This is a genomic window from Algibacter mikhailovii, assembly GCF_014651495.1.
In the GTDB taxonomy this organism is placed as follows: Bacteria; Bacteroidota; Bacteroidia; order Flavobacteriales; family Flavobacteriaceae; genus Algibacter_E; species Algibacter_E mikhailovii.
The window spans coordinates 651,576-665,752 of sequence record NZ_BMWZ01000001.1; the positions used below are offsets into that span (position 1 = coordinate 651,576).

The 14,177-nt window shown below is 33.5% G+C and carries 8 protein-coding genes; all 8 read right to left on the reverse strand.

What is annotated here, in order from left to right:
- Window positions 1–47 precede the first annotated feature (47 nt).
- The gene (locus IE051_RS02695; RefSeq protein ID WP_189359223.1) at window positions 48–1,376 is read right to left on the reverse strand and encodes a beta-helix domain-containing protein; all 1,329 of its coding nucleotides are present in this window, start codon (window positions 1,374–1,376) and stop codon (window positions 48–50) included.
- A gap of 338 nt (window positions 1,377–1,714) precedes the next feature.
- A complete protein-coding gene (locus IE051_RS02700) occupies window positions 1,715–2,164 on the reverse strand; it encodes a hypothetical protein (RefSeq protein ID WP_189359224.1) in 450 nt (149 codons plus the stop codon).
- 187 nt (window positions 2,165–2,351) lie between these two features.
- Window positions 2,352–5,495, reverse strand: a complete 3,144-nt coding sequence (locus IE051_RS02705) for a cytochrome c biogenesis protein (protein ID WP_229796702.1) — start codon at window positions 5,493–5,495, stop codon at window positions 2,352–2,354.
- An 86-nt stretch (window positions 5,496–5,581) separates the two neighbouring features.
- On the reverse strand, window positions 5,582–7,078 hold the full coding sequence (gene nrfA, locus IE051_RS02710; RefSeq protein ID WP_189359225.1) for an ammonia-forming cytochrome c nitrite reductase: 1,497 nt from the start codon (window positions 7,076–7,078) through the stop codon (window positions 5,582–5,584).
- Between the two features lie 11 nt (window positions 7,079–7,089).
- The gene (gene nrfH / locus IE051_RS02715) at window positions 7,090–7,692 is read right to left on the reverse strand and encodes a cytochrome c nitrite reductase small subunit (RefSeq protein ID WP_189359226.1); all 603 of its coding nucleotides are present in this window, start codon (window positions 7,690–7,692) and stop codon (window positions 7,090–7,092) included.
- A gap of 389 nt (window positions 7,693–8,081) precedes the next feature.
- Window positions 8,082–8,501: a response regulator transcription factor gene (locus IE051_RS02720; protein WP_229796703.1), complete on the reverse strand. Its 420-nt coding sequence runs from the start codon at window positions 8,499–8,501 to the stop codon at window positions 8,082–8,084.
- A 214-nt stretch (window positions 8,502–8,715) separates the two neighbouring features.
- Window positions 8,716–12,432, reverse strand: coding sequence for an Ig-like domain-containing protein (locus IE051_RS02725; protein WP_189359227.1), 3,717 nt, complete (start codon window positions 12,430–12,432; stop codon window positions 8,716–8,718).
- Between the two features lie 571 nt (window positions 12,433–13,003).
- Complete coding sequence (locus tag IE051_RS02730) at window positions 13,004–14,170, reverse strand: hypothetical protein (protein WP_189359228.1); 1,167 nt, start codon at window positions 14,168–14,170, stop codon at window positions 13,004–13,006.
- Window positions 14,171–14,177 lie beyond the last annotated feature (7 nt).

Consider the following 14,177-nt stretch of genomic DNA (forward strand, 5'->3'; position numbering starts at 1 on the left):
ATTTTCTTGTATTAAACTGGTAAAATTATTCTTGAAAGGTTAATAAATTAGTTATCTCTCAATTCTGAATTCACTTCATTTGAAGCTATAATTTTATTGATACGCAACCTGTAATCTGGTCTTCTAGAATTACTAGCAATGTCAATAAATGTTTCAGCGTTATGACTCTTAGAATATACATTAGAAAAGGCATGGTTTCCGTACCAGTTTTCTAAGTCTTCATTATTGGAATTATTTTCAATAAAAATGTTACCATTACAATTATTAAAATACATATTAGAAAATTTAATCTTATCTAAATTTTCCTGATTAACAACAATTTTATCAGCAAACAAAACGGCTGGATTAAACCCAGAAATTACACTTTTAGTCATATCCAATGAGGCATTTTCTGAAACGTATACAGCTTCTCTAACCAACCCCATTTTAATATCTTCCCTAATATTATCACTAGTATTATATAGTGTTAAATTGACTGCTGTTACGGATGTCAATTTTTTAGAAAAATCAACTTCGTCCATTTTTTCGTAAGACTTAACCTGCAAGCATCGTGCACCACTACTATTAGATACATAAGGTGATCTAAGCACTAGTGAATTAGATATTTTACTTTGGGCTCCATAGTTAAATTTAAAATCATTGTAGTTTGCTTTATAGGAAACCATTTTGTTTAAAGATACATGACCACCCCATACTTCAATTGAATTTCCTCCTGAAAAACTTACCATAACATTATCAACTCCTGTTTCTCTTCCAACACCTGCCAATAACAAGCCATTAAAATAACCGCCGTCTTTTTTACGTTTCCCCGCATATTCAATTCTCACGTAATTTAGTACACCAGAATTAGAGTTTATATTATCACCTCCATAATTTGTATTCACATAATTTGACGGATCAAGTTGATCATAAAAATTAGCAACAGAACCATTTCCAAATTTGTTTGTAGGCGCATTACCCAGTATTATAATACCTCCCCAATCACCTGCTCTTTTAACACTTCTATTAGAAGTAAAAACAATAGGATCTGTTTCAGTACCCTTAGCAATAAGCGCTGAACCTTTTGAAATGGTTAGCGATGCCTTAGTATCATAATCCCCAATGATAACCGTTCCTGGCTCAACTGTAACTGTTGCATTATTAGTAACAAAAACATTTCCAACCAATAAATATACATTTCGCTTTTCCAACTTAATATCCGATGTGATATTACCAGTTAAGATTTGTCTGGGTTCATCATAATTCTCTTCATTTGGATGAAATTCAGTCCAATTAGACAACCAGTTGTTTGCTCCAATGATTCCTTTTTCCTGTTGGGCAAAAACACTTGACAAGGCAAAAAGAAATATGAAACCGATTTGGGTAAAACTTTTCATAATAAAAACATTTTAATGTTAAAACCTAAGTACGTTAGAATAAAAATTAATTAATAGTCAAATTTAATAAAACTCATCCATGAAATACCGATTATTTCGACAAAATGCATGTTTTATTTAAAATTATTAAGTTTTTTATCGATGAAATACACATATACAAGATAAAAAACTCAATAAATTATCACCTAAATCTATGCTTATGCGTGTTTTACATCACTTTTTTAGGTGAAACACATATTTTCGAGGTTATTAAAATTCAAAAAAATACCATATCAAAGCACTAGGCTTGATATGGTATTTCACTATAATTGAATACCAAAAAAGTTGGTTATATCATTTTAACGAAATTCGTTGTATTGGTGTAAGGACTTCATTATTTCCTCATAAAATAATATAGCGGCAATAAGATTTTTTGTATCACCATATGGAAGAAACTTTCTTTGAAATTCTAAAGTATTTTCAAGATAATCATCTGTATTATCAAATTGTTCATCCAAAGCTTTGGTATTGTCATTATTGTCTGGAATACCCAAAGCAGTCATAGTCACACCAGGTTTAGTAGCAAAGGCAATATATGGCAATGTACTTGTTAAAACTTGATTTCTTTCCTCGTACAATTTTATTAGTTCCCCTTTTTGCATGCGCTCTAAGTCTTGCTTATTGTGATATTTACTTATAGTCACTTTATCACTAATAATGCTCTTTGGCCCTTTATTCTTTTTTTGAGCAAAACCTATACCCGCTACTAAAAAGAGACTAAAACTTAATAAAAATATCTTTAATTTCATGTTCAAGATTTAAGGATTCAATAGACAAATTTATGTAATTAAACGAAAAAAACAAGCGTTTTGTCGATTTTTTTAATGTTTCACATTTATTTGTAAGCTATAACTTTCAAATAAAATAAATACAAAATCTTCTTCATCTTATTATCTCCTTGAATATCAACACCTATCGTACAAAAACTATTTTAAATCATACATGAGTATTTAGATCTCTATTTTTTTTATAATACGCCAAAATTGAGACAAACACCACTACAGCTATTAAAACATATATAAATTTCGGGATTGGCAAAGGATCTCCGGCGGCATAACTATGTAGGCCAGATAAATAATAATTTACACCAAAAGAAGTCATTATTATAGAACCAAAAGCAAATACACTTGCCATATTTAAAATATACGCCCCCTTTAATTTAGGAATTAGTCTGAGATGTAAAACGATGGCATAAACAATAATACTTATAAGAGCCCAAGTCTCTTTTGGATCCCATGCCCAATAACGTCCCCATGATTCATTAGCCCATATACCACCTAAAAATGTTCCTACAGCTAATACAAACAAACCAATTGTCATTGAAATTTCATTGATATAGGTTAATTCTTTGATTCTAATATCTATTTCTTTTCTTGATTTTTTCGTTTTAAATATCATCAATATCAAAGCCATAAACCCTAATATCGCAGAAAGCGCCAACGGCGCATAACTACTAACAATGGTTGCCACATGAATTTTAAGCCAGAAAGATTTTAACACAGGCATTAAATTTGTAATCTCAGGGCTTAACCAATCTAAGTAACTAACAAATAACAAAGCACCTGCAAACAGCGTTGAGAGCGGCAAAGCAAAATCTGATTTTCTAAACGTTAACAATCCACAAAGCAGTAATACCCAAGAAACAAAAACTAACATTTCATAACCGTTACTCCAAGGTGCATGCTGAGCTATATACCATCTTAATATTATATTCCCCGTAAACAGGATAAAACAAATGAGAGTTATTACTATAAAACTGTTCCACGCAAATTCTACAATTCGTTTCTTAGTAAAGATTTTAGCCAGTGCGATAATCAATAAAACCCCACCTAAAGTAAAAAACACTTGAAACAACCAAAAGTTTAAATTCAATTGATTATACCATAACTCAGCTTCAATGCGCTTTCTACTTGGAATAATTTCTTTTCCCAAAACATCTTGAAAGGTTTTTATATATTCGAGCTTCTCGCTGGCATCAACCCAATTTCTACTATTTACATCAGAAAAATAATTAGGAATAATTTGTTGTGCAAATTTCGCGTCCTCCTCTGGAAAATCATTAAAATGATGTGTTTGACTATGCCATTTATTATTCTCATCATTACTATTAGGAAATACCTTTAAATAATTCCCTGAAAAAACATTGTACAAAATATTAAAACGTTCATCAACCTTCAACACTTCCTTGTCAAACTCACTGCGTTCTGCTGGCTTCTTCTTATTTGCTTTTTCAACAACTTCACCTAACATATACTTGCCTTTATCATCCAGTAAACCAATAAAAGACACTAAACCATCTTCACTTATTTCAAGAGGCCTAAACAACTCCCCTCCTTTTTTAGAGTCCACTTTAATTAGCGGAATATACTGCCAAATATTTGACGCAGACTGCATAGCCAGAAAGGCCTGATTTGCGCTTAGTCTTATACTTTCTCCATCTTTTGTAAACTTAAAATAAGGTTTTCTTGACAGTTTTCTCAAAAACTCTGAAGCCAAGGTATTCATGGGCTTTATACGTCCGTCTAAATCTTGAACCATCAGTCGTCCAAACATATCAGCATGTTGCTCATCTATGGTCAGTTGCTCGATAGTTTCTATAGTAATACTTGGTGGACTTTCTTGACCATACATAGATAAAGAAGAAACACATAGATAGATTAAGACGGTGGCTGCGGTCTTTATCTTTAGCTTTTTTAAATTCTTATTCACCAAAGTAAACCGCGAATGCTTACCAAAAAGGGTGAAAAACATACCAATCATCATTAGGAAATAACCTAAATATGTAATATTAGTACCTAAAGCATCATGATTTACAGCTAAAACGGTCCCTAATTCATCGGTATCATAACTGGCTTGAAAAAATCGATACCCCTTATAATCCAAAACATTATTCATAAAAATTCGATGTGGTATTTCCTCTCCATTATCCATGACCCTCACTTCACTGGCATATGCTGAAGGACTTGTAGACCCTGGATATCGTTCCAATTGAAAATCATCTAAATGAATAGAGAATGATGTGGTTATAGGCTCGGCGCCATAGGATAAATTCGCTTTAATACGATTAACTTCTATATCATGCTTTGTAGGAAGAAAGCCTTCCCTATACAACAAGGTCGACTTTTTTATTTCATCACCTACCTTCACATTTACAATCAAGGCATCATCTTTCTGTTCATCATTATCCTTAGTCTTTTCTGAAGTACTTATCAAGGTAATTTCAGCATTTGGGTGATAGCTTAAAGGCACAAAAGATGCATCACCATCCCTATATAGCGTTCTTAATTCTATGCTATGTAAACTATCTTTTTTTATTGTTCCCGCCGTTTCTGTTGCCATAACAAAAGTGCTTAAGTTTCTTGGTGACAGAATAGAAAAAACACCGTTATGTTCTGTGATATTAATAACATCATCTTGATGAACATCAAAGCCCACCTTATGATGATGCGCTCCAATACTTTCAACCTCCCCCTTTTCTAAAAAAACGGTTTCCCTCCCATTACCGGCAGAAACTACCATTTGAATCAATGCTTTTCCGTTTTTTACGTCATCTTTAATTTCAGGAACTGCATCTGCAATAAATTCATTGTATGAAATAGTTATAGGTACCCCATTAAAATCATCATTAATTTGAAAATCATTATTGCTTAATGGTGAAAAATCGAGTTTCTTTCGAATCGTTTTAGTGGTATTTCCATCAGATAAATGAACATGTAAATAATTATTATCTGAGATGATAAGGTTTGAAGCGGCCCCTTCTCTAATGCGCATAATACCACCATAAGATACATATCTGGTTATACCGGCCCCTAATAAAATAACTATAAAAGCCAAATGAAACATTAATAATGCCCATTTTTCTAATCGCCATAGATTATACTTGAAAATATTCATAACAAAACAAACTCCAAGTCCAAGCATAACTAATTCAAACCACCATGCGTCATAAATCATCTTCCATGCAGTTGATGTGCCAAAATCGTTTTCTACAAACGTAGCTATAGCCATTGCCGTTCCAAAGGTAAATAAAAGGACTACCGCTAATATTGGAGATGCAAATAATCGAAAAATTCTATTCATTATAATCTATATGTCTATTAATGAAAAAAGATACCTTATTAAAATAATAGGGTATCTTTAGTTTATGGTTTTATTTTTAAATTGTATTAATTTGTCGCAGAGACTGTATTAATAGGCATTTTATCTTCACGCGCTTTGGCAGCTTCAAGCCATTTTGGTAATACGTTCTTTTTAAAATCAGCTTTTTCGGATTCTAGTTTCTCCATATCTAAACCTATAAATTCCTGAGCCTTTTCTTTAGTTGAAATATCAGGCATTTCTATAGGTTTGTTATGTCCTAATTCCGCTAAAAGTCTAGCTAATTTCACACGTGCTTCTTGAGCAATTACTAAACCACTACCAATAACTCTTGCAGTCTCAACAGGAGAATGAAATGATGCTCCGTGCGCAGCAGCCGAATAATCCCAGCGCCATTGTCCATGACGAATATCAGTTAATATTGGTTTCATTTGTTCTTCTGTAGCTCCCAAATCCCAACATGCTTTTGCCTCTAAATGAGCAGATACTAATAATGTTTCTAGTTTCAATCTATTCTCTGTCGCTTTTCGTTGTCTGTCATAAACATTAGCAATTAACTTTTGCGATTCTTCTCTATGACAAACCTGACAAGCATTAGATGTATTATTTAAAGGTGATTGGATGTGGTGATCAGTGAATTTCTGTCCACCTTCACTTTTATAAGGCATATGACAATCAGCACAAGATACGCCCCTATCAGCATGCACACCTGTTGTAAAAGTCTCATAACCTGGGTGCTGCGCCTTCAACATAGGAGCTCTACTTATTTTATGTGTCCAATCCTTAAATTCCAAATTGTCATAATAATTTTCCATGTCTTCAACCGTCATACCATCTTTCCAAGGAAAAACTAAATAAGGCACACCTTCTTTTCCAGGAAGATTTTTGTTGAAATAATACTCCACATGACATTGCGCACATACTAATGAACGCATTTCATTATGTGTTGCTTGATTGATATCTTTTCCCATAGAATCAAACGCTTCAACCAATGCAGGTCTAGTAATTCGTAATTTCATTGATTTAGGATCATGACAATCAGCACAACCTATAGGGTTTACTATTTCTTCTCCTTTATCAGCCCACTTGCCGCTGTAGAATTCTTTAACCCCAATTTCATTCATTAAACGCGGAACATCAGGGCTTTTACATGTCCAGCATGTTGCAGGCATAGGGCCATCACCCTTTCCTTTAGGACCACCAGTTCTTAATGTATTATGTATATCTTCAATGGCATAAGCATGTCCTCTACCTTGATTATAATCCTTCGAAAAACCATACCCTGCAAACAAAATAACCAATCTAGGGTCTTCTTCAAGAACATCTCTCATAGCCGACCCGCCTTGCATAGATGCAAATGAAGTATCTAACGTTTGCATATACGATTGATATTCCAATGGAAAATTCTCCCCCCAAACCTCATTTCTTGGTTCATTTTCAGAAATATTTACCTGAGGTACATATTTGTATTTTGCTTCAGATTTTCTATTGACAATACTTGAAGCTAAAAGCCCCAATAGAAATACGACAATAATGGTTACGATAAATAATACTTTGTTTTTCATCTGGTACTAGTTTATTGGTCTTTTAATTCTTTTTCCATCCAAGAAGGAATAACAAGTTCATCTTCTTTATCTGTTGGTAATGGTGCTATATTAAATTTTATTGTAGATAATCCATGTACTTTGCCATGCGGAACAAGTTTATGACAACTCCAACATTGGCGTCCTGTTCTATTCCCTTCATGGTCATCAATCCAACTTTTATATTTAGTTTGTGTTACTTGCTGTATATGACAACGAATACAATTCTGTTGAACTACCTCTTGTGAAGCTTCTTTCATTTCAATCACATCAGGCTCTGCACGCATTGTAAAAACAGATGCATGATACAAACCATCTTTTGCCTTAAAATAATATTTATTAAATATGTTATTGTGGGGTACGTGACAGTCATTACATTTAGCCCATTCACGATGTGAACTATGCATCCAACTGTTATAAACAGGTGTCATAACATGACAATTCACACAAGCTTGGGGGTCATCAGACATGTAAGAGAGCACTTTAGACTCCTTAGCCATAAACAAACCTAACCCTATAATTACAGCAATAAAAAAGATCGCTGTTGGTCTCCATCTTGATGTCTTAGCTGGTAGAATTTCTTTTTTACGATTCAAGGTGATGGTTTGTTAGTTTATTAAACAGATAATCCAACCTAAAAACCTCTGAGCCCAATACAGAAATACAATGAACACAAAAAGAAGAATAGTTTTTCAAGAAGGTTTGGCTTTAGTTAAGTATAAATATAATACTTTTATTTCTACTTCAACATACTACAAAGTTAATTCTTCAACAAGAGGACAAAAGTGATAAATATCATAGTTTTATAATAAATAAAACAAAGCATTAGATTCTTTAGAATTATAGGATTGTCATAGAAAACGTATGTTAATAGTACATACCCTATGAATGCTTAATTTTCAAAACTTTAAATCAGATTATTCCATACTTTCGTGTAATTCTAATGGAATACACGAAATAACCTCAAGAAATATACCCATATAACTTACCACAATCCCATTGTCAAGGCGGCCCTTTTAATAAGCTGAGCGGTGTTTTTTACATGAAATTTTTCAATAAGATTTTTTCTATGAGAAATGGCAGTGTGATTACTAATAAAAAGTATTTCTGCAATCTCTTTTGATGAAAACCCATCAGCTACAAGATTCAAAACCTCTCTTTCTCGTGGTGAAATTAAAGCAATTCTATTCTCGGATTTCGACATATTTTTATGATTTGCTAACTGAAGGTATTCCTCAATTTTTTCTTTTTCTGAAATATCAAAAAAATAATTAATTGCAAGCATTTGATTTTCTATATAATGAAGCAATATTTCATGCCTTAAATAGACCTTTACTCCGCATTCATTGAGTATGTGATATTTCAAAACAAGAGGCTTTTGAAAACGAGGTTCAGATAAAAACAAACTAATTTCACTTTTTACATATTCTAGTTCCTCTACTTTAACAATTGAAAATAATTAGTTTTTTCTATTGCTGAGACTATGGAAGGGCAATGCAACGTTTTTATATAATAGAATCTTTTATTAGTCGCTTTGTCTTTTTTACTAATTCTAAATTATATGTAAAAAAAAAGAGGTGAGTAAACTACTCACCTCTTTCCAAATAATTATGTTGAAATTAATTTTTAACAAATTTAATCACTTTACGATCTTTATCAGAAACAAGATTTAAAAAATAAACGCCACTTGAAATATTTATTTTATTTAAATCAATTTCAACTTTATAATCTGTCAACCTTAAAGACTTAACTATTAATGCTCTACCATTAATATCTATGATTTCTAATTTATAATAACTATGATTACTGCCAAGTAATAGGTTTAAATAATCCATAGCCGGATTTGGATATAATTTAGCATCTTCTTGATTTTTATCTAAATCATGGTAATCTAATGTGTTCTTATTTTTTGTGCTTTTGGAAGTAGTCCCAACTGTAAGGTTTACTTTAGGTCCATCAGTCCAAACAGTACCAGATTTTGCATACACAAAAATTTCATGTGTGCCATTTGCAATACCAGATAAGCTAAAATTAGCTGTTGTACCGGCGCCAGAACTCGCTACCCAAACATTATCTACTTTTATAGACCATGAATCAAAATTGGTTGTACTTGTTGCTGATACCTCAAAACTTGACCCAGAATTTGTTGGATAAATTATTGTTATTCCTCCTTCTGTTGCGGTTTCAGTTGTAGGAGGAGGATTGGTGCCATCACCAGATCCACCAGCTAAATTAACATCAATAATGATTTTTTCGGTAAAATATTTAAAACCATCTCCGTTACCATCATCATCAACTCCATAAAACTCAAGTTTTGTAGCACCCGTAAGGACATTCGGTTTTTCTGTACATTCAAAAGTACCAGAATTATTTGTTCCAGTAGTACCTCCAACCCAAACTTTATCTTGTTGAGTCTCACCATTAGAATTCAACATTACTACGCTCATTCTGTACCCAGGAGAAACACTTCCTGTTACATTAAAAGGAAAAGTTAGATTTGCTCCATTTGATGGATTGGTTAAATTGGCAAATGAAGTACAATGAGAACCTAAACAGCCATTACCTGTTGGGCTAGAACCTATAGGATTTGCAGATATTCGCAAATCATCAAGTCTTAAATGTTGTTCTTTTGGAGACGTGTCTTTACCTCCGTGATAAAAATTAATCCAGTATTTGTCAACTGTAGCAAATTCTCCTCCAGCGTTGGTAAATCTAATATCTGTTTTTTCAAATATTAGAGCTCCATTATTCCATGCTCTTAAAATACCATCATTTTGGCCAGGCGTATTTACTTTTATGTACTGATCTATGGTGTACCATTGTCCTGTATTCATAGTAGCCGCTGGCCCCTCCCAATACCAAGAATCTCCAAATTCTTGTTCTGCAGGTAATTCTGTATGATATACATAATATTTGTTTTTCACCTTACCATTAATTTTATCCAAAGAGCCTCTTGCAGACCATCCGTTTTGCCCAGAAATTGGGTAGGTACAATTTCCCCATCCACAAACATTTCGAGTACCATCCCATCCAGGAGACTTTCCATAAAAATCAGTAAAGTCACTTTCATAAAACACTTTATACTGCGCATATGCTTCTTGCAAATTTCCAATTTGTTTTTTAAAATCTGCACCATAAAATCCACCGTTTTTTATGGTAATTCTAATACCACCGGTACCATTAAATCCTCCTGTAGGTAAATGTTCAACTTCATTTGAGTTCACATTTGCATCGCCAGCTGGTACAAGTTCGTATTTAGAACCCCAGTCAGCACATTCAAAATTATCATTAAAAATACTGCCTGGCCCAGAATCTTCACCACAATTACCTGAAGGCGGTGTACCACCATTAGAACATTCAGTTCTTGGCGTAGCACCATCATTTTCCGGTACATTGTTTACTGGATAGAAAGATCCTCCTGTTGGTATGTTAGTATTCGTAGTAAATGCGCCTCCTGGATCTCTTTCATCACCAACAGGTACCCAAACTTTAGAAGCGTCACAGAATGATGAGATACCACCATTGTTATATTCTATACCGTCATTACCCCAAACTACATTGTTTGGTCCTGGGTCATTATGCTGTACAGACCAAATCCCCATCACTGCATGCCATTCATTACCTAATCCCGCCGGTAAGCGGATTACATTTTTCTCTACCAAGTTATCTCCAGCATCAGCGTTATGAAAGTTAACATCTTGTTCAAGATTATTTCTATAAACAACATTGTGATGAGCTCCTTCTCTTTGTATGGCTAAGTGCCTCATTTTCTTTACCGTATTATTGAAGAAAAGAATATAAGAACCTGAGAGTTGCACATAGCCATGCCCTCCACCGCCTTTGTTCCATGACCTTTCAATATAACAGTCACGAATGGTTATATTAGAACAATTCCATGTAGTTATACCACCATTACCACTATTGATAATTTTCACCTTGTCCAACCAGCAGTTTTTCGCTCCACCACTAATATATACTGAATGAATCAAAAAATTTGGTTTTGCATCAGTCATATTAAAATCATTAGGTTGACCTTGACCTCCTTGAATAGTTAGATTATCAATCCCAGCATTCTGAACACCGTAGGTACCAAATTCAATTGCACTTCCACTAGTTCCAGTCATAGTAATATTAAGTATAACCCCATCCTGACTTTGTCCAGCTATACGTACATTATTTTTCATTTTTAAGGTCGCATCAATAGTATACGTACCGTCATTTAAAACGACCTGTCCTCCACCTGCTGCGGAAGCAGCGTCTATAGCTTGTTGTATACCAGCTGTGTTTGTTGCACTAATGGTGCTTGCTACTGTAGTAGTAGACAAGTATGGAATACCACCTTCTACACCGGCTTTTATCCATTCTGCGGTCTGGGCATTACCACCAGATGCAAAAGTTACACCTGCATCACCCACACGGATTGGGCAACTTGGGCAACTTCCCCCTATATCACCACCGCCACCACCAGTGTTGGTGTTAACTATAACATTAATGATTTGATTTTTCCATGTTCCTGACTCAGTGTCCTTTCCATATACTTTAATAGAATGTGTACCTGCGGAAAGTCCAGCAAGCGCAAAGCTATATGGTGCAGTGGTATCGTCTAAATCTGATTGAAGAACATCATCTACTTTTATTCTTAATCTTGTATAAGTACCCACTGCGTCTGCAGTAACTTCAAAAGATGCACCAACTGTCGCACCATCTGATGGACTAGTAATGGTAACACTTGGATCGCCAGAAGACCCTCCACCAGTTACTGTGATGTTAGATGTATCGGTGAAATTGCCATCATTGGTCGACACAGTTATAATTGCCGTCCCAACTGACACGGCTGAAACAGTACCACTAGAATTGACTGTTGCAACCAATGAATTACTTGATGACCAACTTACGGATTTGTCGGTTGCATCACTTGGTGACACGGTTTCTATTAAAGATGTAGTTTCACCAATGGCGACTGATGTAGTCGTTGGACTTATAGACACTCCTGTCACCGCTGTGCTACTAACTACATTGACATTTATAACTTGATTATGCCAAGTACCACTAGGTGTATCTTTTCCATAAACTTTTAGTTCATGTGAGCCTTCACTTACACCAGATAGCGCAAAACTATAGGGTGCTGAAGTGTCATCCAATTCAGTCTGAGTGACACCATCAAGTTTAATTCTAACCTTATTGTATGTACCCACCGCATCGGCCGTGACATCAAATGAAGTACCAACAGTGTCTCCATCTGAAGGACTTGTAATCGTAATACTTTGCCCTTGGGAATAAGCTATAAAGGCTAAGGCAAAGAACATTAATACTAAATTCTTTCTTGTTTTTCTCATTTTAGTTTTGCTTTAATTAGTTAATACATGACTAAATTATATTTTTCAATTAGCAACATAGTGGGGCTATAGTGAAAAAAAGAGGGGTGTAAATGCTTTTTGATTTTTACTTTTTTAAGAATTCAGCAAAAAATGTTAAGACGTCGTTCAAAAAGCAAACTTTAAAAGAATAGAAAATTATTAGGATATCTATTATAATATATACCTTGAAGGTGTTTTTTTAAAAACCATTAAAAGGTTATGAAGGGTTTGGAAGGGACACCTATATTTATCAAATGGAATAAACCAAGGCTTCTAAAAAAGATGTTTTAATATTAAATTTAAGCATGGCAGTTTACACAAGCCTGAGGGTCATCAGACATATATGACAATATTTTAGATTCTCTTGCCATAAACAAACCTGATCCAATAATTACGGCAATAAAAAAGACCGCGGTAGGACGCCTTCTGGGTGTCTTTGATGGAAGTATTTACTTTTTTCGCTTCAATAGGATTAAATCATGGTTTTATAAAAAAAATGAATTATTTACAATAGTAACTCCTTAGTTCTAAAATATTACCAATGAAACCCTTAATTCAAAACCTCTAATTCAACTAACTTGCACCCCATATTAGTACGTTGGAGTCCACTTACTTCAAATAATGCGTTAAAACCAATCACTTTTTCAGGTAATCTTTCATAAAATTCACTAAGCCATTTGTTATCCGTAAATAATCCTAGTGTGGCAAGAACCCCAATATCGTTATTAGAGACAAAATAAAATGAATTTTTGCCCGAATCTAACCATTTACATGAAACCATGGCATATTCAATTTTACTTTTTGAATTAAATATTGTGTTATATTCCTTTTCTTTGTCATCTTTTTTGTAAATAAATCCATCTTTATAAATTGAAAAAACATGACTATCTTTTAGAAATAAAGCACTTGAAATATTCATAGTTTTAAACTGACCTATAAAAACGACATTGTTATTCTTAATGTCATCCATAGTCAAAGTACTTTCTAATCTTAGAGCAAAATTACTGTTGTATTTATTAAACCAATCATTAAGAATTTTAGTGCCATAAGGTGCCATTTTTGACATTAAAGTAAAGTCCGTATTATCAAATTTACCTTGCTTATTTTTATTTTTAAAATTAATAAGATCTGCATCGCTATTTATATTACCAAACAAAGTAGCATGACTTTTACCATCCAAACCCTCAGACATGACCACATACTGATCTGAAATTACAACTAGGTTATTTGAATTTGATTTAAAATAATTTTTCCACAAGCTTGAAGGTTGATTAAAAAAATTCACAAAACTCCAAAAACCAATAAGTAAAATTGGTAGAAAAAGAAAAGCTATTTTTATTTTTTTCAAAGGAATGCTAATTGAACTACCATTTTCATTGTCTTGATTAAATTCTTTTGGAGATAAAAAACTTAGATTGTATTGCCCTTTTTTTATTTCGAATATCACATCATGCTGAACCGACTTATCAGCATAATAAGCAGTTAACTTTTTTCGAAGTTTATACATTTGAGAACGAACAGCACCATCATTTTTATCATCTAAATAGTTCTTAGACAAAAGATCATACCCTATAGTAAACTCTTTTACATCTTCATTCTTAATAGCTTTATCAACTAAATACCTTAGTAGTCTAGTATAATTGATAGATTTTAAAAATAGTGAATGCTCACATATTTCCTCTAGACTAGCTTCAACAACCTTAATATCAAAGTTCATTTTCATG